Origin of the sequence: Haladaptatus sp. AB618 (assembly GCF_024136965.1) — an archaeon.
Taxonomy (GTDB): Archaea; Halobacteriota; Halobacteria; order Halobacteriales; family Haladaptataceae; genus Haladaptatus.
This window is the reverse complement of the sequence record NZ_JAMYJX010000004.1, coordinates 224,141-244,967: the sequence shown is the minus strand read 5'-3', so window position 1 is coordinate 244,967 and position 20,827 is coordinate 224,141. Positions and strand designations below refer to the sequence as shown.

19 protein-coding genes and 1 pseudogene are annotated in these 20,827 nt (G+C 60.9%); 8 read left to right on the top strand and 12 right to left on the bottom strand.

What is annotated here, in order from left to right:
- Positions 1-157: 157 nt before the first annotated feature.
- Together NKF26_RS14455 and NKF26_RS14450 are read left to right on the top strand one after the other, a co-directional pair.
- Entirely contained in the window at positions 158-1,573 is a 1,416-nt protein-coding gene (locus NKF26_RS14455; RefSeq protein ID WP_253225786.1) for an APC family permease, read from the top strand.
- 82 nt (positions 1,574-1,655) lie between these two features.
- On the top strand, positions 1,656-2,624 hold the full coding sequence (locus NKF26_RS14450; protein ID WP_253234498.1) for a M48 family metallopeptidase: 969 nt from the start codon (positions 1,656-1,658) through the stop codon (positions 2,622-2,624).
- A 1,493-nt stretch (positions 2,625-4,117) separates the two neighbouring features.
- On the opposite strand, the gene NKF26_RS14445 is transcribed toward NKF26_RS14450, so the two are convergent.
- Positions 4,118-4,273, bottom strand: a complete 156-nt coding sequence (locus NKF26_RS14445; protein ID WP_253234497.1) for a hypothetical protein — start codon at positions 4,271-4,273, stop codon at positions 4,118-4,120.
- Between the two features lie 19 nt (positions 4,274-4,292).
- Here NKF26_RS14445 and NKF26_RS14440 point away from each other — a divergent pair, with 19 nt between their 5' ends.
- The 3 genes from NKF26_RS14440 (at position 4,293) to NKF26_RS14430 (ending at position 7,292) form a co-directional block, all read left to right on the top strand.
- Positions 4,293-4,808, top strand: a complete 516-nt coding sequence (locus NKF26_RS14440; protein WP_253225783.1) for a hypothetical protein — start codon at positions 4,293-4,295, stop codon at positions 4,806-4,808.
- Positions 4,805-5,344 carry a permease gene (locus NKF26_RS14435; RefSeq protein ID WP_253234496.1) on the top strand — a complete coding sequence of 180 codons (540 nt, stop codon included), beginning with the start codon at positions 4,805-4,807 and terminating at the stop codon, positions 5,342-5,344. Before NKF26_RS14440 ends, NKF26_RS14435 begins: the two co-directional genes overlap by 4 nt.
- A 760-nt stretch (positions 5,345-6,104) precedes the next feature.
- Positions 6,105-7,292, top strand: a complete 1,188-nt coding sequence (locus NKF26_RS14430; RefSeq protein ID WP_253225781.1) for a CapA family protein — start codon at positions 6,105-6,107, stop codon at positions 7,290-7,292.
- A gap of 81 nt (positions 7,293-7,373) precedes the next feature.
- Here NKF26_RS14430 and NKF26_RS24415 read toward each other — a convergent pair.
- Positions 7,374-7,516: pseudogene (locus NKF26_RS24415) on the bottom strand (CoA transferase); the annotation flags it as partial.
- Positions 7,517-7,850: 334 nt separating this feature from the next.
- Here NKF26_RS24415 and NKF26_RS14425 point away from each other — a divergent pair.
- Positions 7,851-8,495: a DUF4397 domain-containing protein gene (locus NKF26_RS14425; RefSeq protein WP_253225780.1), complete on the top strand. Its 645-nt coding sequence runs from the start codon at positions 7,851-7,853 to the stop codon at positions 8,493-8,495.
- A 261-nt stretch (positions 8,496-8,756) separates the two neighbouring features.
- On the opposite strand, the gene NKF26_RS14420 is transcribed toward NKF26_RS14425, so the two are convergent.
- Both NKF26_RS14420 and NKF26_RS24135 read right to left on the bottom strand, forming a co-directional pair.
- Complete coding sequence (locus NKF26_RS14420) at positions 8,757-9,983, bottom strand: CaiB/BaiF CoA-transferase family protein (protein ID WP_253225779.1); 1,227 nt, start codon at positions 9,981-9,983, stop codon at positions 8,757-8,759.
- The gene (locus tag NKF26_RS24135; protein ID WP_256487204.1) at positions 9,984-10,109 is read right to left on the bottom strand and encodes a hypothetical protein; all 126 of its coding nucleotides are present in this window, start codon (positions 10,107-10,109) and stop codon (positions 9,984-9,986) included.
- A gap of 818 nt (positions 10,110-10,927) precedes the next feature.
- Here NKF26_RS24135 and NKF26_RS14415 point away from each other — a divergent pair.
- Entirely contained in the window at positions 10,928-11,932 is a 1,005-nt protein-coding gene (locus NKF26_RS14415) for a TatD family hydrolase (protein ID WP_253225778.1), read from the top strand.
- A 69-nt stretch (positions 11,933-12,001) separates the two neighbouring features.
- Here NKF26_RS14415 and NKF26_RS14410 read toward each other — a convergent pair whose 3' ends face one another.
- Positions 12,002-12,889: a fumarylacetoacetate hydrolase family protein gene (locus NKF26_RS14410; RefSeq protein WP_253225777.1), complete on the bottom strand. Its 888-nt coding sequence runs from the start codon at positions 12,887-12,889 to the stop codon at positions 12,002-12,004.
- Positions 12,890-12,935: 46 nt separating this feature from the next.
- Positions 12,936-14,291, bottom strand: a complete 1,356-nt coding sequence (locus tag NKF26_RS14405) for an amidohydrolase family protein (protein ID WP_256487197.1) — start codon at positions 14,289-14,291, stop codon at positions 12,936-12,938.
- 106 nt (positions 14,292-14,397) lie between these two features.
- Here NKF26_RS14405 and NKF26_RS14400 point away from each other — a divergent pair, with 106 nt between their 5' ends.
- Positions 14,398-15,012 (top strand): TetR/AcrR family transcriptional regulator, encoded by a 615-nt coding sequence (locus NKF26_RS14400; protein ID WP_253225775.1) that lies wholly within the window; start codon positions 14,398-14,400, stop codon positions 15,010-15,012.
- Between the two features lie 45 nt (positions 15,013-15,057).
- Here NKF26_RS14400 and NKF26_RS14395 read toward each other — a convergent pair whose 3' ends face one another.
- The 6 genes from NKF26_RS14395 to NKF26_RS14370 all read right to left on the bottom strand — a co-directional run bounded on the left by NKF26_RS14395 (position 15,058) and on the right by NKF26_RS14370 (position 20,530).
- Complete coding sequence (locus tag NKF26_RS14395) at positions 15,058-15,420, bottom strand: Zn-ribbon domain-containing OB-fold protein (protein ID WP_253234494.1); 363 nt, start codon at positions 15,418-15,420, stop codon at positions 15,058-15,060.
- Positions 15,417-16,556, bottom strand: a complete 1,140-nt coding sequence (locus NKF26_RS14390; protein WP_253234493.1) for a thiolase family protein — start codon at positions 16,554-16,556, stop codon at positions 15,417-15,419. Before NKF26_RS14390 ends, NKF26_RS14395 begins: the two co-directional genes overlap by 4 nt.
- Positions 16,553-17,797, bottom strand: coding sequence for a CaiB/BaiF CoA-transferase family protein (locus NKF26_RS14385; RefSeq protein WP_253225772.1), 1,245 nt, complete (start codon positions 17,795-17,797; stop codon positions 16,553-16,555). The genes NKF26_RS14390 and NKF26_RS14385 overlap by 4 nt, the downstream gene beginning before the upstream one ends.
- Positions 17,798-18,025: 228 nt before the next feature.
- Positions 18,026-18,415, bottom strand: coding sequence for a DoxX family protein (locus NKF26_RS14380; protein ID WP_253225771.1), 390 nt, complete (start codon positions 18,413-18,415; stop codon positions 18,026-18,028).
- Between the two features lie 162 nt (positions 18,416-18,577).
- Positions 18,578-19,621 (bottom strand): sialidase family protein, encoded by a 1,044-nt coding sequence (locus NKF26_RS14375; RefSeq protein WP_253225770.1) that lies wholly within the window; start codon positions 19,619-19,621, stop codon positions 18,578-18,580.
- A gap of 147 nt (positions 19,622-19,768) precedes the next feature.
- Positions 19,769-20,530, bottom strand: a complete 762-nt coding sequence (locus NKF26_RS14370) for an IclR family transcriptional regulator (RefSeq protein ID WP_253225769.1) — start codon at positions 20,528-20,530, stop codon at positions 19,769-19,771.
- Positions 20,531-20,827 lie beyond the last annotated feature (297 nt).

Here is a 20,827-nt window from a genome sequence, read left to right as displayed (position 1 = left end):
GGGGAACCCTCTCGAAACCACGTTTGGACGTCATCGTTTGGCGACCGAGTCGTACGATTTGTACCGACGTCGTTCGTGCGATTCGAAAATAGCACGTCCGTAATGTGTATTCGCTGCTGGATAAATTATTTACCCACGCGGTGGAACCAAAGCTACCATGGGAGCAGATCACAATAGCGATGAGTTAACACGTGTCCTGTCGAAAGTCGATATCTTCGTCCTCGCGTTCGGTGCGATGATCGGTTGGGGGTGGATCATTCAGACGGGATACTGGATCGACGAGGGGGGAACGACCGGGGCGATTCTCGCGTTCGCCATCGGGAGCGTAATGGTGACGACCGTCGGCCTGATCTACGGCGAATTGGCGTCGGCGATGCCCTTCGTCGGTGGCGAACACGTCTACAGTTTACGAGCGCTCGGGCCTGCGGGGTCGTTCGTCTGTACGTGGGCGATCATCCTCGGGTACGTCAGCGTCGTCATCTTCGAAGCGGTCGCGCTGCCGTCCGCACTCGCTTACCTCGTCCCGGGCTTCAACGTCCTCCACCTATGGACGATTGCCGGAGAACCCGTCTATGCGACGTGGGTACTGACGGGCGGAATCGGTGCGGTCGTGATGACGATGCTCAACTACCGTGGCGTCCGTCCCGCGGCGCAGTTCCAAACCATCCTCACGCTCATCATCGGCCTCGCAGGGGTCACCCTCGTTATCGGTGCGATTTTCAACGGACACTCGACTGCGACGCCGTCGTTCACCGATGCGGGGTGGTCGGGGCTGTTCACGGTCGTCGTCATGACGCCGTTCATGTTCGTTGGATTCGACGTGATTCCGCAAGCCGCCGGTGAAGCCGACGTTTCATATCGGTCCCTCGGCCGTCTGATCGTCCTCTCGGTCGTGATGGCCGCGGCGTTTTACATCGCGGTCATCTGGGCCTCCGGGCAATCGCTTTCCGGTTCCACGCTCGTGGACAGTTCGTTGCCCGCGGCCGCCGCGCTGACCTCGCTGTTCAACAGTACGGTTATCGGTCGAATAATGGCGCTCGCGGGGATTGCCGGGATACTCACGAGTTGGAACTCGTTCATCATCGGCGGCAGTCGCGCCATGTACGCGCTCGCCGAAGCCGACATGTTACCGAGTCGGCTTGCGACCCTTCACCCACAGCACGGCACGCCATCGGCCGCCATCGCTCTCATCGGAGGTATCTCGGTGCTCGCACCGCTGTTCGGTGAGCAGATGCTCGTCTGGATCGTCGATGCGGGCAGTTTCGGCATCGTTCTCGCGTGGTTCTTCGTCGTGATCTCGTTCCTCGTGCTGCGATACCGCGAACCGAAATTGGAGCGTCCGTTCAAACTTCCCGGCGGGTACGCTATCGGCGTTCTCGGCCTCGTGCTAACCGCGTTCTTCGTCGGTCTGTATCTGCCCGGTGCCCCGTCCGCTCTCGCCTGGCCGTTCGAGTGGCTGATCGTCTTCGCGTGGTGTGTACTTGGAGTGCTCTTCTATCACTTTTCGAGTGGCTCTTCGGAGGACGTTACGATGGAAGACGCGAAAGACGCGTTCGAATCGTTCGAGAACTGAAACATTCTGCCTCGAAGACGGGTTTCGACGACCGTCTTCGATCTTCGGTAACCGTTTTCCGTGTACGATCCCTATGAAAGTTATGTCCGCAACATTCGGCCGGCCGCGCGGGCTCGCGATTCTGGTTGGAGCGTGGCTGCTCGCTCTCGCTGGCGTCGGCCTCCTCTTCGGTACCCGAATCGTCGGTGCCCTCCTCACCAGTACCGATCTCCCGTTCCTGCTTCTCGCTACGGGCGTGGGAGTGCTCGTTTTCAGCTACGTGAACTATCGAACGAGCGCCAAGCGTCTCCTCCTGCGTCTCGACGCGGTTCCGCTCGTCGCTACCCGTACTCCGGGAATCGACGCGAGTATCGACCGGTTGGTTCGGCGGATGCGTATCGACCGACCGGACGTCTACATCGCTCGGCTCGGTCACCCGAACGCGTTCGCCCTCGGGCGGCGGACGCTCGTGATCGACCACTCGCTCGTCCGGTTACTGACGCCCGCGGAACTCGAAGGCGTCCTCGCTCACGAACTCGCTCATCTCGAGGGTCACGATAGCCTCCTCCAAACGCTGGCCATGAGTCTCCTACGGACGATGGCGAGCCTCGCTCTCGTTGTAGTCCTCCCGTTCGTGGTACTCGTCTCCGTGAGTTGCTGGGGGCTGTCGCTGATCATGGGTCGGCCGGTGCGAGGTCCATCCAGCGTCGGTAGCGGCCTACGACGTGGGCTGGCTGGGCTCGTGATGGGGCTGTTCGTCGCTCCGACGCTGACGCTCCAAGCGTACTCCCGACGGCGGGAGTACGCCGCCGACCGGCGGGCCGTGGCGGTGCTCGACGACCCGCTGGCGTTTGCTCGTGCACTCGAAAAGCTCCAACGTGCGAGCGAACCCGGCTGGGGGTTGTTTTCGTGGGTGTTCCTGGACCGCAACAGGCGGACGGAGCAGACGCCACTCGAACGAGCGTTCGCGAGCCACCCGCCGACGGACGAACGCGTGAGTCGCGTCCGCGAGGCTGCAGCTACCACCGGACGCCACGAAACCGGCCGGTGGCACAACGTCGAAATCCGCTGATCCATCGGAACTGGCGGCGTTCGATTTCCCTTTTTCGAACGCTCTAATTCCACGGCGACCGCCCTCCTCGGAACTGTTCGTACCGAACAGTGAACCCCGTTTCCGATGAATTGACTGTGAAACGGTCGCGGGACCACCGCGGTTCACGTCCGAACTGACCCCAGCACACCTCGTTTGTCCTTCTCCCGTTCGTGTGGAAACGAATCTGTCCGGTCGCCGTCAGTTCCTGTAACTCATGTGACTCCGCGATTTCGGGGGTCACCAACCATTGGAAAGTCAAAAAAGATACAATATTATATGGTCGATACGGATACCCCTCCATAGATAGACATGGGTACAATGGATTCGAACATCTCGTTGAAGAATCACTTCCCTATTTGCTCGATGTTCTCGGATTCCTGTCCATATTCGGAAGATAATCTACTTTACTTCGAATCCCTATCGAATCGGGGCAAAGCTGGATTCGTGAAATACATTCATTCTCTATCGATTGACATAGACACGGCGTCGGAATTATGTTTCATAGAGAGATAATATCAATGCTGATGATCTCTCCCTTCCAAGTATGATTGCAGAGTAATCACAATATAACTGGGTGTTATCCTCGATAACGGGTGGTGTTTACTGGCAATTGGTGTTACAGTGATAACCCTGTAATTGTTGTCTCCCTCCTATTGCCCGTAGTCAATGGGTTGCCACCTCTACCGTTTGGAGTTCCACCCGCCGATTTTCGGATCAGGCTCGATCCTGTCATCCCCGTACGCGACTGTTTTCTATCTCCGTCGGGTTTCCTCCTGGCAAACGTCTCGTCGGAGGCAAATTCGGCAGTATCAACGATGAATCGTACGAATGTACTCACGGACGTCGAGCGAGAATCGCATACCAACGGTGGGGTTGATGACCGCTGTGGAACCCATGATTTCACTCGGTAGGAAGGGGGTGGTGCATCGTTCTTCTGGCTGTGACGGTACTTATGGCGCAACTCCATCACGGCGAGTGGTATCGCTACGTTGACCGGGCTATCGAGTGTGACCGGTCGCCTCGGCGACTTCGGTACCGACAGTGGTGATTCCAACACGTACACTATTGCGGTGGTAGGGAACGCTCTACCATCCGTGTTCTCACATCCACATGTGGTGACGTAGCTACGGCACAACGTCGCCGCGACGATACCAGTACCGTACCGTGTGCCCTTTCACTCGGTCATCGTGTTCCATCCCCCGGACACCGGCCGTAACATCGAACGGATGAGGGGACGAGTCCGGACCTCCTGGCACATGTCGCCTCGGACCGCCCCCCACGACCGATGCGCATTGAGTATAGCGAGATATTGTTTACCTTTTTGGCGTCGAACTTTCCAACTCGTCGGATCCGGAAATCGCTATGGTTTCTCACGATCCGAGATTGGATACCCGTTTCTCACCCGTCTCACGTCGAGTCGGTACGAACGATCGGGTTCGACGAAGTCGTCCACTGACGACCATACTTGCCATCTAATCGAACGCTTCGTCCGCCGCCACGAATTCATCCCAGTCCGTGACGTTCGGTGCGCCGTCAGCATCGTCGACCGCCGCGGCGGCCGATGATTCGTACTTGATCTCACGCCTCGTTTTGGCGCGCAGTACACTAGATGGACAGGTATAATGCATGCACTGACTTGGTTTTCACATGTCGATCGTCGATATCCTGATCGGTTCCGGCCCCGGACAGCGAATCGTCATCCTGGGCACGATCGTCCTCTACGTGTATCTCTCGGTTCGCCGTCCCGACGCCGCCCGTGAGAGTTTCGAAAGCGGTGCTCGGATGCTAGTCGGACTGGCAACCCTCGTCCTCGCGGCGTTGTTGCTCGCCAGTGCGATCGAGACACTCGTCCCCGCGAGCGCCATCAACGGACTCGTCGGTGGGTCGGCGGGGACGACCGGCGTGTTGCTCGCCGGTGTGCTCGGTGGGGTTCTTCCCGGTGGCCCGTACGCGGTCTATCCCATCATCAGCGGGGTCGCCGACAACGGTGCACGAACCGCGTCGGTGCTGGCGATGCTCGTCGGCTACGGCGCGATCGGGTTGGGTCGGGTGTCGTACGGCCTCGTCTTCTTCGAAACGAGAATCGTCGCCGCCCGGGTCGCCGTGGGCGTCGTGGTGACGGTGCTCGTCGGACTCGTCGCCGCGGGGGTGCTCGGTATATGAGCCGACTCGACCTCCTGATCGGCGAATCGTGGGGTCAGCGCGTCGTCATCCTCGGGACGCTCGCCGTCTACGCGTACCTCGTGGTTCGACGCCCGGCGGATGCGTGGACGGGTGCCCAACACGGTGCGACGACCGTCGTCCATCTCGCGACGCTCATCGTCGCCGCCCTCTTCCTTTCGAGTGCCATCGGGACGTTGCTGCCCGAGGACCGACTGAGCGAATTGCTCGGCGAATCGGCAGGCTTCGGCGAAGTCGCCGCCGCCGGACTCATCGCCGGTCTCATTCCCGGCGGTCCGTACGCGACGTACCCGGTCATCAAGCGCATCCAGGAGAGCGGTGCGGAGACCCCGGCAGTGTTGACGATGCTCCTCGGGTACGGCCTCATCAGCGTCGGGCGGGTCCCCTACGGTCTCGTGTTCTTCACGCCGACGATCGTCGGTCTTCGACTTCTGACCGCCGGGACCGCCACTATCATCGTCGGCATGGTGCTCTTCGCGGTTGGCGGCGTGATTCGAAACGGAGCAGTTGGGAGCTAAGCGGTCCCGCAGTCGCTCGTGTTCGGACCTCGTCCTTCGAACCTCCCCGCAACGTCACGTGTCTGGTTCGTAGCTAGTACCGTCGCCGATAGCTTGTCACGGTCGCCATCAGTCGTCCGCAATTCGGGCCGTCGCGTCCATCGCTGCGACAGTTATCGGTGAATCGCCACAGCCGACACAGGCATACGAGCCTTCGACAGTTTCGACGACGGGCGCATTACACGAAATACATTTGATTGCTGCTGCACGAACGGATTTTGGATATCTTGCCATAGTTGGTCGTTTACTGCGTTCTATCTCTATTTGAATCGACAATCGGCTGCACATTTACCGCAAATCTCACCTATCTCAAATATCTATAAACTCTAAACGTCATATTATCTTAATTTTTCTCGGTTATGAAGATACGACAATAAGACATACGTCTTTCGATGGTAGATACAATTATGAAACGTCTCTCACGAAATGCAATTCGGAATTCTCGACGGATGGTTCCTCGGTCAGGAACGACGGGCGATAGCCACGCGGTCCACGGGTAACCACGAACTGGCCGAGGGAGGTGTCAGGGATTGAATCTGTGGGACATTCGCATATCTATCTTCTATTTCACGTTATAATTCATAGAAATATTTGGTAGTTCGTTCGAAGTTAACCGTCGGTCGGACGGGACGGCCAACCCGTTCGCGCCGCCGGTGACCGTGGGAACGGTGGTCCGCTCCCACGAAGTTTATCACTGTCCTACTGATACGATCTACCATCGATGACTGATACTAGGCGGGCATACCTCTCGACCATCGGAACCGTGGTAGTTGGAGGGTGTCTCGGGAACTATGCCGGTTCGACCACTGCTAATGGGAGCAGTTCGTCTAGCGACACCGGGGCCACCGGTCAGGAGACGACCGACGCTACCGATTCATCCGGGGTCCGTCCCACGACCGACGACTCGTCCGACGGTCGCGGAACGCACGAAACGACCATCGGATTCGCCGGGGACGCGATGGTCGGACGCAGCCTCAACCGAATTTACGGCGATTCGGGTGTCGATCCCGCAACGATCTGGGGCGACTTTCAGCCACGACTCGACGCCCTCGACGGCGTCTTCTGTAACCTCGAATGCTGTCTCTCGAAGCGCGGTGAACGGTTTCCCGACCGAGTGTACTACTTCCGGGGAAATCCCGAGTGGGCAGTCCCTGCGCTCGACGCCGGGAACGTTCGGTTCACGAACCTGGCGAACAATCACGCGATGGATTTCGGTGCGGTGGCCTTGACCGACACGATAGGCGCGCTCGATGACGGCGGTATCGAGAACGCGGGCACCGGCGCAACCCCGTCGGCCGCGTGGAAGCCAGCCACGTTTACCGTGGGGGACATCGACGTCGCCGTCGTTTCGTTCTCGGACGAGTACGAGGTATACGCCGCCACCAGCGACCGACCGGGAATCGCGTGGGCCGAGACCGACCCCCGGAACCGGCGAACCAGACGACTCGTCGGGAACGCCATCGAACGCGCCAAATCCGGGGACCCGGACCTCCTCGTCGTCTCGCTCCATTGGGGGGAGAACTGGATCGAGAAACCCACCGACCGACTCGTCGCGTTCGGCCACTGGCTCGTCGATCAGGGCGCGGACCTCGTTCACGGCCACAGCGCGCACGTCGTCCAAGCCGTCGAGCGGTACGGCGACGGCGTTATCCTCCACGACACCGGCGACCTCGTCGATGACTTCGGCATCAAGGACGACCTGGGAAATCACGACAGCTATCTGTTCGAACTCACGCTCGACGGCGGGAGTTTCGAGAAAATCCGGCTCGTTCCGTTCCATATCGACGACGGCGTCTCCCCCGCAACCGAGGACCAGGCGGCGTGGCTCCGGAAGACGATGCGTGACCGCTCGGATCAGTTCGACACGACGTACGAACGGGATGGCGACGGTCTCGTGGTCAGACTGTAAACCGTCCTCGACCGGCGTTCTACGGCGTCGATAACGGTGGTCGAAGTTTCGCAACTCATCCAGTTCGAAGCGTACGCGGCGTCAGAGTATGCCGTCATCGGACAGTCGCTCGATATCGCGTTCGGAATAGCCGTACTCGGAGAGGATTTCCTCGGTGTGCTCGCCGAGTAACGGCGGATGCGTACGGACCCCGTCGGTGTCTTCGAGGGATGCATCGGGCTTCCCGCCATCTCGACCTCACGTGCGGTATAACGGCGTAGGGACTCCAAAAGGGACGACAATGGATCAACTTCGGAGTAAATTGCTTTCATCGGTGAACCTGATGAAATCTATCGGAATGATCTGTTTAAATATATTCACTTGGGCGATCCCGTCCGAGTGCCGGATAGATGTTCGTATGACGGTGACCCGACCAAACTGGTCCGGGAATATCATTTTCAGCTAATAAGTCGAGTGTCGGTTGGGGGAACCAAAATGAAGCAAACCAGACGTAAGGTACTCAAGATCATCGGCGTGAGCAGCATACCCATTCTTGGGGGGATTTCGAGCGCCCAGGAGATGACTAGCAGTCAAAACGGGAACACGAGTCGCGTTCGGGTCATCCACGCGATTCCGGACGCCCCGGAAGTGGACGTTTACGTCGACGGAAATCGAGTCCTGGAGAACGTCGCGTTCAAAGACGTGAGCGATTATCTCGAACTCGACGCGGGGAAGCACACCATACAGGTCGCGCCAGCGGGGCAAGGGCGGGGGAGCGCGGTCATCGACGAGCAGGTCGCCCTCGACGCGAACACCGATTACACGATCGCTGCCGGGGGAACACTCGACAGTCCGCAGGCGTTCGTGTTCGTCGACGAGAACCAAGTGCCGTCCGGAGACCAGACGCGCTTGCGGGCGGTCCACCTCTCGCCCGACGCACCGGCGGTCGATATTGCAGCGGACGGCGACGTCCTCGTCAAAGGATTGGAGTTCGGCAGCGCCAGCGATTACGTCGAGGTACCCGCGGGGTCGTACACCATCGAAATCCGACCCGCAGGTACGAACGAGGCCGCCGCCACGTTCGACGTGACCCTCGAAAGCGGGACGGTGGTTTCGGCGTTCGCCGTCGGGCTCCTGCAGACGAACGACAAGGCACAGGCCTTCGATCTCCTGCCGACGGTTGATGCTCCAAGCGAGATGACGACGACCACGACGACGATGTAGCGGCGATGTCGTGCGACACGACGCCGCATTTGTTTTTTCGTGGTCTTCGGTGAGAGTGACCGCCTTCGACTCGATGTCGGGTGGCACGTGGGTCCCGTCTCGGTGGGTCGGTAACGGTACAGCGCCTTCCCGCGTTAATGGCATAAGCCGTGCCCAAGGACCTCGAACGTGACCTCAGTCTGGTATCGACGACGTCCATCAGCATCGGTGCGATGGTCGGGAGCGGTATCTTCATTTTACCCGACGAGATGTGGCGGCCGATCAGAGAACATCCTTATCGGACAGTCGCTCGATATCCGCCTCGGTATATCCGTATTCGGAAAGGATTTCTTCCGTGTGCTCGCCGAGGAGCGGCGGATGCGTACGGACCCTCGCAGGTGTCTTCGAGAGGTGCATCGGGCTTCCCGCCATTTCGACCTCGCCTGCGGTCGGATGGGATATCGATCGGTGCATGTTCCGTGCGGCGACCTGCGGGTTCTCGAAGACGTCCTCCATGTCCTTGACGTCGCTCGCCGGAACGCCGTACTCGTCCATCAGGTCGAGAACTTCCTCGGTCGTAATGGCCGCGAACGCCGGTTCGAGCGCCGCATCGAGCGCATCGCGGTTCTCGACGCGGTCCGCGTTCGTCGCGAACCGGTCGTCATCGACGAGGTCCTCGCGGTCGATGGCGGCGCAGAACTTCGGCCAGAGATTCGGTGAGGGAACCGCGACGACGACGTATCCGTCCATCGTCGGAAACGCTTGATACGGCGCGAGGGTCGGATGTTTGCTGCCCATCCGACCCGGCGGTGCCCCCGTCGCGAAGTAGTTGGAGGCCATGTAACTCATCCACGCGACCTGCCCGTCGAGCAGCGAAACGTCGATTTTTTGGCCGGTCCCGTCGCCGAGTTCGCGTTCGAGGAGCGCGGCGAGGATGGCCTGTGTGGCGTACATCCCCGCGCCGATGTCGGCGATGGCGACACCTACCCGAACGGGGGCACCGTCGGCTTCGCCGGTGATGCTCATCAGTCCCCCTTCCGCCTGCATGATGAGGTCGTAGGCGGGACGATCCTTGTCCGGTCCCCACTCACCGTATCCCGAGAGGGCACAGTAGACGAGGCCGGGATTGTCCTCCCGGAGCGTCGCGTAATCGAGTCCCCACTCCTCCATCGTGCCGACACGGAAGTTCGAGACGACGACGTCGGCTTCGCTCGCGAGGTCGCGGAAGAGCGCACGGCCGTCGTCGCTCGCGAGGTCAAGCGTCATCGAACGCTTGTTACGGTTCACGCTGAGGTAGTATGCGCTCTCGTCCGATTCGCCGTACGTCGGTGGATGCCACCCGCGCGTCTGATCACCGACGTCCGGTTGTTCTATCTTGATGACGTCCGCGCCGAGGTCCCCCAACTGCATGGTGCAGAACGGACCGACGAGGACGCGAGACGCATCGAGAACCGTGACACCGTCGAGAGGACCGGTATCGGTATCCGGATGGCGGGCTTCTCCGACCATCTACCGGTCACCCACGGGACGTTCGGTCGTCCTGTGCCCGACCATCTCGTGATCATCGCCCGTCCGGCCGCGACGGGGTCGGTCCTCGATCATCGATTCCTCGGCAAGCGAAATGGTTTGTCCCATCGTCTACGACGTGATTCGAACAATCCGGGTTAAACTGTTTCGGCGAACCGGAATCGGAGGCGACCCTCGAACGCTCGCGACCGAAGGGGACGACGTATAACCGTTCCGACCGAAGTGGGTTTCCGTTTCCTTCGATTCCCCCTCGCGGGAGGGCCAGATACTGCTATAATATTGCAATTATAAAACAATACAATCGTCGGTTCTCGTCTATTTCGACCCGGATAAAGACAGCACGTTCTCCTTCCACTTCCGATCTACTGGTGGCCCTTTACGGAACTCTGTTGTGTGATGAAAATTAAAAACATGGATTTAGTAGCGAGAAAACAGGGTTACTATCGTAAAAACCGGCAGACAAATATCACTATAAACACCATTCACAAAGGAGTCATCGTAGCCGACCACACGTGTTTGACGTCTGGTCAATAGCCGAATCTATCCAAATAGTATTCTAATATTCATGCAATATTATGGTCGGTGAAACGGGCGGCAGCCCAGAACTCAGGGCCCGATTTGGCGACCCAGCGTTTCTGTCTACTTTCAGATATCTCCGCCGAAGAACGACCTCGTCCTTCGACCCGAACCTGCTGTCGCGTGGACGTGGCCGAATAGCAGTCCGACGAGCGTCGACACATATTCGTGCGGCCAGCGTCCGTCGTTCGCGGTCAGGTGGGCAATAAGCGACCAACCCTTCATCGGAACTCCTCGTTACGGAGTTCGTTTTACCATATTGTCAAACGCTAAGTGGGTACCGTACGAACGGCGTACTAGGTGGAACCTGGACGTCGCAGCGCGGCCAGTTGACGCTTCCGAGCCTATACATGAATTCGACGAATCCAACGAAGAGACCGACTGACGCGGAGTATCTGGACGAAGATGACCGCTCGTACCCGCGGGAACTCCTCAACTTACCCTGGTTCGACGGCCACAACCACGCACACACCCTCTCCTGGGACGACAGGGAACGCTACGCGCTCTCGGGGTGCGAGGGGATGGTCATGGTTGCGTCCGGATATCACTGGACTCCCTACAAACCGGTTCGTGCCGAGGACGTACGGTTTCTCTGGGACGACGCTATCAACCGCCGGGCGGCGATAGAACGCAACCACTTCTTCGAGGCGCGACTCGGCCTGGGTATCCACACCGGGGTCCGGATAGAAAACCCGGACGAACTCATCGAGGCGATGGACCGGTACTGCGAGTTGGACGAAGTCGTCGCCGTCGGGGAGACGGGAGTCACTCCCGCCCAACACGTCGAAGCCTGGGACGTGGACGAACAGCGTGCCATCGTTCGCGCCCAGATGGAACTCGCTGAACGTCACAACCTGCCCATCATCCTCCACACGCCGAACCAGTCCGGTTCGTCCGGGCGGTCCTATCGTCCGGAATTCGGCATCCCGGGATACGAGAAGAACACCTCGTTGGGACAGGACCCCGTCATCACGGGAGAGAACCCGGCGTTACGGGCCGTCGAGATGGATATCGAGGCGGCGCGCGACGCCGGACTGCCCGAGGAGCAAGTCGTCGCGTCTCACGCCGACCGGAACAACGTCGACTACCTCATGCGCGAAACCGACTGCTACCTCAGTTTCACCATCGGTCACTCGTGGCTCGTCGGCGTCGGACCGGCGGACGTCGCGAACGCCATCGACGAGTACGGACCGGAGCGGATCATGATCGACACCGACTGCGCCAACGTCCTTCGCACCGACCCGGACGCGATAAAACGAGCGATGTTCGAGCTGTACCGGTACGGCATCGACACGGAGTCGATTCGAAAAGTCGTGTTCGAAAACCCCCGCGACGTGTTCGGCTTCTCCGACTGACGGTTCCGATTCGATATTCTTTGCCGCGTTCGATGACGAGGGAGCACACGAACGTCCCCCACAAACGCGTCAGTCGAACGCGCAGGTGTTCGTGAGCTCACCGAGTTCTTCCACGCCGACGGTGACCTCGTCGCCGTCCGACAACAACACCGGCGGCTCCCGATACACGCCGACACCGGGCGGCGTTCCGGTGAAGAGCAGGTCGCCCGGTTCGAGCGTGAACGCCTGACTACAGAAGGAGACGAGTTCGTCGATGCCGAAGATGAGGTTCGACGTCGAGGAATCCTGGAGTCGCTCGCCGTTGACTTCCGCCCAGATGTCCAAATCGTGCGGGTCGGACACCTCGTCTGTCGTCACGAGTTCCGGCCCGATGGGTGCAAAGGAGTCGAGACTCTTTCCGCGTACCCACTGTCCGTCCCCGTGCTGTAAGTCCCGGGCGGAGACGTCGTTGCCGACGAGGAACCCCGCGACGTGGTCGAGCGCGTCCGCTCGGCTCACACGCCGTGTCTCGCGCCCGATGACGGCGACGAACTCGGCCTCGTAGTCGACCTTCTCGGTGAGGTCGGGGTCCCAGCGAATCTCGTCGTCCGGGCCGGTAACCGCGGTCGGAAACTTCGAGAACAGGACGGGGGTCTCTGGGATCGGATTGTCCCCTTCCTCCGCGTGATCGCGGTAGTTCAGACCCACGCAGACGACCTTGTCCGGGTTCGTGATCGGGGCGTATCTGGTTAGCTCGTCGAATTCGTACGTCCCTTCCCCGGACGCGGCGGCACGTTCCAGAGCGAGGTCGGCTTTCGCTTCCCACTCCCAGGTGGCGAGGAGGTCGGTGCTCGTTTCGGGAAGGTCGACTCCCGCCGCGGCTCCGGCTTCCGCGAGGTTTACGACCGTCCGCTCGTCGAGTCGCGCTCCCGTCCACGGTGCTTCGTCGTCGGTGGCTGTGTATTGTCCTAGTCGCATCGTTCGGTATCGCGTGTAGTCGACCGGGGCGGTATTGAATCTGTCCTCATAGGTCGATACCGGCCTCCTCGACGAGGCGGTATCCCGAATCGACGAATCGGTCGAACTCCTCGTCCACCGCGGGGTTCAGGAGTGCTCCATCGCGTTTGACGGGTTTCCCGTCGACGAGCACCGTGTCGATGTGCGACGGGTCGGACTGGAAGACGACGGTCTGGACCGGCGAATGAGCCGGGGCCGTCGCGAAGTCGTCGGTGTCGATCATGATGATGTCGGCCCGTTTGCCGGGTGTGAGTGTCCCGATTTCGTCCTCCATGCCGAGCGCTCTCGCCCCCTCGATGGTCGCCATTTCGAGCGTGTCGCGGGCCGTCAGTCCCACTTCCAAAACCTCCTCGCCGTTTTCGAGGAGGTTTTGATTTTCGAGCATCCGTTGGACTTGGAGTCCGATGCGCATCTGCGTTCCCATGTCCCCGCTGATGTTCGAACAGACGTCGACGCCCCATGTCGGGCGGCCACCTGCTTCGAGCACTTTCCCGGTGACGGGGATGCCGTGGCCCATCTGCATCTCCACCTCAGGTGTCGACGAAAAGGACGCGCCCGCGTCGACCGCGTGCTGGATGTCCTCCTGCGTGAAGTGGTTACCGTGGGCGATGTTGACGTCAGGTCCGAGCATGTCGTGGATGGCGCCGAAGCCCTGGTAGTCGTCGTTGTACTCCGACGACGTCCACTGTGCCGCACCCATGTGGATCGTCGCGAGAGCCCCTAGCTCTCGCGCCAGTTCCATGTCGCTGCGGGAGATTTCATCGGTACAGAAGTCGGGTCCCCGGAGCCCGAGCGCCAGACTGAGCAAGTTGTCGTCGCGGATCTTCTCGTCGTAGAGCTCGCGGATGTTCTGCTCGGGGAGACCGACATCGCTCTCGTACCACCACTTCGGCGCGTCGTCACCCGGTGGGCCGTAGGTGTACACCGCACGCAGTCCAGCATCCTTGAGCGCGTCGACGGCCCGTTCGCCGTGTTCAAGCGTGTTGGGGTAAGACCAGTCCAGGGCCGTGGTCGTTCCTGTATGGAGCTTCTCCAGCGCGCCGAAGAGGCCGCCGAGGTACATGTCTTCGGGCCGGTAGAGCCCGGTGATATTGCCGAGCATGTGCTCGAAGTATTCACCCATGAGCGACCAGTCCCCGGCGATACCCCTGACTTGGGTCTGTGCGATGTGAATGTGTGAGTCGACGAACCCGGGCAGTACGATGTGGTCGCTCGCGTCGATGACCTCGGCGTTCTCCGTCGAGAGCCCGTGCCCGATTTCGACTATTTCGCCATCCTCGATGAGGATATCGGCGTCTTCTACATCTCCGATGTCTGTGTCGAGTGAGACCACTGTCCCACTCCGAATGACTATTCGTGACATAGTCACTCGAACTGATGAACCATGACACTAAATAATTTACCGTGCGGTAAACCACCTTCCGGGGTGCGCGGAAAACCCCTATATGTTCCCGGGAAAAATACGCCGTATGAGCACCCCCGACAACGAACGCGTCCCCTCCGACACGCGGGAGGCCATCATGGAAGCCACGTTCCGCGCCCTGAGCAAGCACGGGTACACGAACCTCCGGATGCGCGACATCGGCGAGGAGATGGAGATGACCCGGCAGGTCATCCACTACCACTTCGACGGGAAGTACGACCTCATGTCCCACTTTCTGGAGTACATCATCGACCAGTACGAGGGAAGCGTCGAAGTCGAGGCGGACACGTCCCCGCGTGAGGAACTCGACGCCCGCATCGACCAGTGTCTGTTCGGCCCGGCGTTCGACGACTTCGGCCACTGGGACCGGATGAAGGTCTACCACGAACTGTTCACGTACGCGGGGAACGACGAACGCCACCGCGAAATATTCAACCAGCACTACGTCCGCATTCGGTCGAGCATCACCACCGTGATCGAAGCTGGAATCGATCAGGGCGTCTTCCGCGACGTCGATACCGAGCGGATGGGTCAACTCATCACGGACGTCATTCACGCCGCCCGGGGCCGCAAACTCTCGCTCGGCCACGACGACGCTCCCGAGGAGGCCCGCGCCGCCATCGACGAGTTCATCCTCGACTCACTCCGCATCGAGGAGTAAGTGGCTCCCTTTTTCTCGCACGTTTTCAGCTGATCCGCGGTCGAATCAATCCGTAACGACGGTCAGGCGGGGGTTCGTCCCCTCGTCTCCGTCCCGGAGACGGTACGCACCGACGAACGCCACGCGGTCACCCACGGCGGCCTCCTGTGCCAACTGACCGACGACCTGCACCTCGCCGAATCGGGCGAAGCCGAGCGGATTCGGGCTTCGAACGTCGGGCGGCGTCATCGCGACGCTCGTCACCGCTATCAGCGTCCCCTCGCCGAGCGTGTACGTCTCAATCCGGTCTCGACGACAGTTCGGGCAGTTGCTCCGCGTGTAGTACCAGCGGTGTCCGCAGTGCTCGCAGACGAAGGCTTCGTCCACCGCTATCCGATCCGTTCGTGTCGTGGACTGTCGGTCCCTCATGCTTCCAGTACCGTGCAGACGCTGTTGTTGCCGAACCCCGCGACGTTGACCGCGAAGCCCGTGGTGGCCGACGAGACCTGCCGCTCGGTAGGGAGGTCACCCCGAAGTTGCCAGACCAACTCGATGAGTTGTGAGAGTCCGGTCGCGCCGAGCGGATGTCCCCGCGCCTTCAACCCGCCGCCGGGATTAACCGGGAGTCGCCCGTCGAGTCGCGTCTCTCCATCCAGAGTCGCTTTCCAGGCGGTGCCCGACTCGTAGAACCCCAACTCCTCCAGTTCAAGGAGTTCCAGAATCGTGAACGCGTCGTGGATACACGCGAGGTCGACGTCGTCAGGCGTCACCCCACCTCGCTCGAAGGTCCGTTCCCCCGCGACGCGGACGCTCTCGATTTCCAACGGGTCCCGGCGGTCGGCGACGGCGTGGGTTCCGGTCGCGCTTCCGATACTCGTCACGTGCACGTCCTCGGGCGTTTCCCGGGCCAGAACCACGGCGGCCGCGCCGTCCGTCATCGGACAGCAATCGTAGAGGCGGAGCGGGTCGGCGACGACGGGCGAGTCGAGGGCGTCCGCGACGGTGATCTCCGTTTGGAACTGCGCGACCGGATTCGCTGCCGCGTTCCGGTGGTTCTTCGCCGCGATTTCGGCGAGCGCCTCGCGGGGGGCGTCGTGCCGGGCGAGGTAGGTACTCGCCGCGAGGCCACCGAACGAGGGAAGCGTGAGGCCCTGCACGTACTCACGCTCGTGGGTGAGACGGCTGATCGCTTCCGTCACCCTGCTCGTGTCGCCGACGGACATCTTCTCCGCGCCCACGACCAACGCGACTTCGGAGTGGCCGCTCTGGAGCGCCTCGACTCCCCGGTGAAACGCGCTCGCGCCCGTCGCGCTGGTATTCTCCACCCTGTCGGCGGTGACGCCCTCAAGCCCGAGCGACGACGTGAGCGCGTTCCCGAGACCGGCCTGTAATCCGAGGGCATCTCCGAGGACGTTCCCGACGTGGAGCGAGGAGACGTCGTCTGGATCGTAACCGGCGTCGGCGAGGGATCGGTTCGCCGCCGTCGCCGCCAACTCCACGAGGGAGCGGTCCGACGCGCCCGTGAATCTGGTCATCCCGACGCCGGGAATCGTCACGCCGGTCATTCGTCGGTACCACCGTCTTGCGCTCCGAACACGCCCCTCGTTTCGAGTTCGTCGATTTCATCCTCCGTGTATCCCAGGTCGGAGAACACCTCGCGGTTGTGCTCTCCGAGGAGCGGCGGCGGCATCTCGAACCCGCTTTCGGTGTGTTCGAACGTGAGCGGGTGTTCGATGACCGGAATCGTCCCGAGTTCCGGGTGCTCGATCTCGGTGATCGCCCCGCGCGCTTCCACCTGCGGATTGGTCAGCGCTTCGTCCACGTCGTAAACGGGCCCGGCGGGCACGCCTCCCTCGTCGGCGATTATCTCGATCCATTCGTCCGTCGTCTTCTCGCCAAGCGTCGCCTCGATTTCGGCTTCCAGTTCGTCCTGATGGGCGACCCGGTCCGCGTTCGTCTCGAACCGGTCGTCGGCGGGCAGGTCGGGCCGGTCGATGACCGCACACAACTCGTGCCAGAGCTTCTCGTTCAGGATGCAGACGTTGAGGTAGCTGTCTGCCGTTTCGAACGTCTGGTACGGCGCCAACACCGGATCTTTCGTCCCCATCCGCGTCGGCGTCTCGTCGGCGAACACCTGTCCGGCCTGCTTCGTGAGCCACGGCAGCGTCGCTTCGAGCATGCCGAGGTCGATGTACTCCCCTTCGCCGGTCAGTTCGCGTCGATAGAGGGCCGATGTCGCGCCGAACGCCGCCCACATGGCCGTAATCAGGTCCGTTATCGGGAGACCGACCTTGACCGGTTGCCGACCCTCCTCTCCCGTCACGCTCATGATTCCGCTCATCCCCTGAATCAACAGGTCGTATCCCGACCGCTTCGCCCACGGTCCGGTCTGTCCGAACGCCGAGATGGCGAGGTAAATGATCTCCTCGTTGTGTTCCTTGATCGTCGCGTAGTCGACACTGAGGCGCTCCGCCGTCCCGGGTCGATAGTTCTGAACGAAGATGTCGGCGTGCTCGGCCAACTCGTACAGGGCCTCCCTCGCCCGCTCGTTTTTCAGGTCGAGTTCGACGCTTCGTTTCCCGTAGTTGACGGTCCAGTAGTAGGGCGACTCACCGCGGATGAACGGTGGACCCGAGTGGCGGATCGCGTCCCCGTAGCCGGGTTGTTCGATTTTGACTACCTCTGCGCCCAGGTTCGCCAACATCGCCGAACTGAACCCTCCCGTGACGAACGTCGAGAGGTCGAGGACGGTAATGCCGTCCAGGATTTTTCCCTGCTGTGCCGATGACGTGGTGGTTTCTGACATGCTAATTGCCTCGTTGCGGAGTGGCGAATGCTCACAACACATCGCTATCGCCGTACCGGTACTATCGATTACCAGATGGTAAAAGTATCGGGTGTTCGCATCGGTAGGCCCCTTCGCGATGCGCCGTCGCTCGGTCGCTCTCGCGGGTCCGACCGAGCGTCACAGCAGGTGGCCGAAGCGGGCGGGGATTCGAAAGGACGAGGCTTCGGAAAGTAGCGTTCTCGTCGGTCAGTCGTCGTTCGCGGCGTTGTCGAGGAGGACGAGCGCACCACCCATGAGGGCGAGATTCTTGCAGAAATCGATCTTGTTACCGTGCCGTTCCTCACCTTCGAGTTCCCAGAAGTTGTGAATCATCGGCGTGGTGCCGACGAAGAAGAGGATCACGGCACCGGCCGCCGCCCTCGGAAATCGCCAGACGAGGAGGCAGAGGTTCGACACCAGTAGCATACCGGTCGTCATCGGAACGAGAGTTTCGGGGACCGGGACGCCTTTCGACCGGGCGAGATCGACCCGCGCTTCGTTGTGTTGGAATCCATCGACGGCCATGTACAGCAACACACCGCTGTACAGCAGTCGAGCGGACCGCGGCGGCGCGTTCGAGGACGAGGAGTCGCTCATGGATTCGGGACGGTTCTGCCGCGTTTGGTTCGGAGCGTCGTACACACTGTTGCCATTGTACGTGTTCAGAACTACCTCGAAACCATATATCTTTATCGGGGATTTAGGATCGACCCGGATTACGAATCGCCTCGTTTGGACCGCCCGCGTCGATCGTTCGGGTCAGACCGTCGCGATGGTCCCGATATTGGCCGGGACGCGTCCCACATCGTGGTACGTCCCGTCGTCGTCACGCCGCATGACGCGGCCCTCGACGTCTTCTCGCGGGTCGGGGACGTCGAACAGACCGGAACCACAGATGACGTCGCCATCGTACACGTCCCACGTATCGATGACTTGCGTCTCCTCCGTCGGGTACGACACCCGGTCGAGCGTCCGGCCGAAGTTCGTCGATTCGAAGAGCGCAGCGCCGTGGTCGTCGTGGACCCACTCCGGCGGCGCTTCCTCGCCGCCGCCGAAGAAGAGGGTCCCGTCGTGGACGAACACGTTCCGGATGTACGAAAACGGGTTTCCGACGTCGATTCGCGTCCAGGAATCCCCGCCGTCGACGGTTCGATGGAGTCCTCCCGTCCCGACGGCGTGGCCGAGGCCGATTTTCTCGATGGTGTGGTCGAGATAACCGGTCGCCGCCAGCCAGACGTCTTCCGTGATCGGAACGACTTCGTGGACGTCGTCGACGATGGTGTCCCGTCGGTCGTGCCACGTCTGGCCGCCGTCGCGGCTGAGGTGGATGCCACCGGCCTCGACGCCCGCGATGAGTTGTTCGGGCCGTCCGGGGACGGATTCCAGCGACCTGAGTCGTGCGTAGTGGGGATCGATCGGGGACTCCCAGTGGCCACGCGAAGGGAGATCGCGAAATCCCTTCATCTCCATCCACGTCTCCCCGTCGTCGACGGAGCGGTACACGTAGGGGTCGTTCGTCCCTGCGTACAGCGCGTCGGGCGTCGAGAGGACGGACCACACTTCGCTCTCCCCCGCATGCCAGTACCGACTGCCGACCGGGACGCCGAGGTCCACCCAAGTCTCACCGCCGTCCGACGACCGGTACGCCCCACTCGACGACGAGACGAAGACGTCGTCCGTGTGTTCGTACGTTTCGATGCCCGTGACCATTCCACAGTCGAGGACGAGTTCCGCATCGTCCCGTTCGAACGGAAGCGCTCGAACGAGGTACAGTCCCTCGTCGGTGCCAATTAACAACGACATACGACCGAATAATTCTCCGTTCTTACTATTAAATCGCTAGGGAGGGTCACCCGGAGCGGCGAAACGACGAACCTGCCCGCATCGCTCCCGTTCGGCATCCCCGTGGATCCCGAAATACGGGAACGAAAAATCGGGGCCGAGACCGCTTCACGTGTGTGCGATGTGCAGTTCGAGTTCGTTGGTCGCGGCGAGGACGGCGTCGGGAAGTTCCCGTTCCAACCGTTCGTCCTTCAGCCTCGTCGCCGGGCCTGAAACGCTCAGTGCCCCGACGATGCCGTCGTCCTTTCCTCTGACGGCGGCACCGACGGCGTGCACCCCGCCCGTCGATTCTTCGAGGTTGAGCGAGTATCCCCGTTCCCGAATCGTCCGGAGGTCTTCACGGAGGGCGTCGCGGTCGGTGATGGTGTTCGGTCCGGTCCGTCGCAGGTCGAGGGAGTCGATGAGTCGATCCCGCTCGGGGTTCGGAAGGTTGGCGATGATCGCTTTCCCGGCGGCGCTCGAATAGATCGGACCGCGGCGACCCGTGTACGCTCCCGTCTGTACCAGACTATCGCCGGTCTGCGTGTACAGGTAGATCCGTTCGTCCTGTTCCCGGACGATGAACTGGACCCGTTCGTTCGTCTCTGCCGCGAGATCGTCCACTTTCGTCTTGATGACCGGATACGCCGTCACGTTCCGCCGGAGGCGTCCACCCATCGTGAGAAGTTTGAAACTCAAGCGGTACGACCCCTCGTCCCTGACCACGTACCCCCTCTCTTGGAGCGTCGAAAGGTGTCTGTGAACCGTACTGTTCGTCAGGTCGAGTTCCGTTTCGAGTTCCTCGACGGTCGCCGCTTCCCGTTCGAAGAGGACGTCCAGGACGTCGAGGGACGTTTCGGTCGTCCGGACCCGCGATGTGTATTTTCCCATCGTACCTCCTTATTGTCGCCATTCGGCATAAAATTCCCGAATATTCGGATTTCTCGATTTCCACCCGTCGAGGAAACCTTCCCCGCGGAAAACGAAACCATCTCACCTCGTCTTCTTAGCTCCTTTACGGGCGAAAATCTCCGGTAGTGAGCGTGGCGCGCCCGTCGAGGGTTCCCATCTCGGAACTCGAACTTTTTCGAGCTCAAATCCCAAATTATGGGATCACTGTCGAAAAAGAATCGCCGTGGAGGAATGGATTACGAATCGGGGTTTCACACCTCTATAAGACGGTTTCAT

What these genes read in the sequence shown, in the direction of transcription:
- NKF26_RS14420 (WP_253225779.1), bottom strand. Translation starts at nt 9,983, where the DNA reads ATGGTCGGAGAAGCCCGCCATCCGGATACCGATACCGGTCCTCTCGAC.
- NKF26_RS14450 (WP_253234498.1), top strand. Translation starts at nt 1,656, where the DNA reads ATGTCCGCAACATTCGGCCGGCCGCGCGGGCTCGCGATTCTGGTTGGA.
- NKF26_RS14430 (WP_253225781.1), top strand. Translation starts at nt 6,105, where the DNA reads ATGACTGATACTAGGCGGGCATACCTCTCGACCATCGGAACCGTGGTA.
- NKF26_RS14390 (WP_253234493.1), bottom strand. Translation starts at nt 16,556, where the DNA reads ATGACCGGCGTGACGATTCCCGGCGTCGGGATGACCAGATTCACGGGC.
- NKF26_RS14385 (WP_253225772.1), bottom strand. Translation starts at nt 17,797, where the DNA reads ATGTCAGAAACCACCACGTCATCGGCACAGCAGGGAAAAATCCTGGAC.
- NKF26_RS14455 (WP_253225786.1), top strand. Translation starts at nt 158, where the DNA reads ATGGGAGCAGATCACAATAGCGATGAGTTAACACGTGTCCTGTCGAAA.
- NKF26_RS14425 (WP_253225780.1), top strand. Translation starts at nt 7,851, where the DNA reads ATGACTAGCAGTCAAAACGGGAACACGAGTCGCGTTCGGGTCATCCAC.
- NKF26_RS14380 (WP_253225771.1), bottom strand. Translation starts at nt 18,415, where the DNA reads ATGAGCGACTCCTCGTCCTCGAACGCGCCGCCGCGGTCCGCTCGACTG.
- NKF26_RS14440 (WP_253225783.1), top strand. Translation starts at nt 4,293, where the DNA reads ATGTCGATCGTCGATATCCTGATCGGTTCCGGCCCCGGACAGCGAATC.
- NKF26_RS24135 (WP_256487204.1), bottom strand. Translation starts at nt 10,109, where the DNA reads ATGGGACAAACCATTTCGCTTGCCGAGGAATCGATGATCGAGGACCGA.
- NKF26_RS14445 (WP_253234497.1), bottom strand. Translation starts at nt 4,273, where the DNA reads ATGCATTATACCTGTCCATCTAGTGTACTGCGCGCCAAAACGAGGCGT.
- NKF26_RS14370 (WP_253225769.1), bottom strand. Translation starts at nt 20,530, where the DNA reads ATGGGAAAATACACATCGCGGGTCCGGACGACCGAAACGTCCCTCGAC.
- NKF26_RS14405 (WP_256487197.1), bottom strand. Translation starts at nt 14,291, where the DNA reads ATGTCACGAATAGTCATTCGGAGTGGGACAGTGGTCTCACTCGACACA.
- NKF26_RS14395 (WP_253234494.1), bottom strand. Translation starts at nt 15,420, where the DNA reads ATGAGGGACCGACAGTCCACGACACGAACGGATCGGATAGCGGTGGAC.
- NKF26_RS14410 (WP_253225777.1), bottom strand. Translation starts at nt 12,889, where the DNA reads ATGCGACTAGGACAATACACAGCCACCGACGACGAAGCACCGTGGACG.
- NKF26_RS14435 (WP_253234496.1), top strand. Translation starts at nt 4,805, where the DNA reads ATGAGCCGACTCGACCTCCTGATCGGCGAATCGTGGGGTCAGCGCGTC.
- NKF26_RS14400 (WP_253225775.1), top strand. Translation starts at nt 14,398, where the DNA reads ATGAGCACCCCCGACAACGAACGCGTCCCCTCCGACACGCGGGAGGCC.
- NKF26_RS14415 (WP_253225778.1), top strand. Translation starts at nt 10,928, where the DNA reads ATGAATTCGACGAATCCAACGAAGAGACCGACTGACGCGGAGTATCTG.
- NKF26_RS14375 (WP_253225770.1), bottom strand. Translation starts at nt 19,621, where the DNA reads ATGTCGTTGTTAATTGGCACCGACGAGGGACTGTACCTCGTTCGAGCG.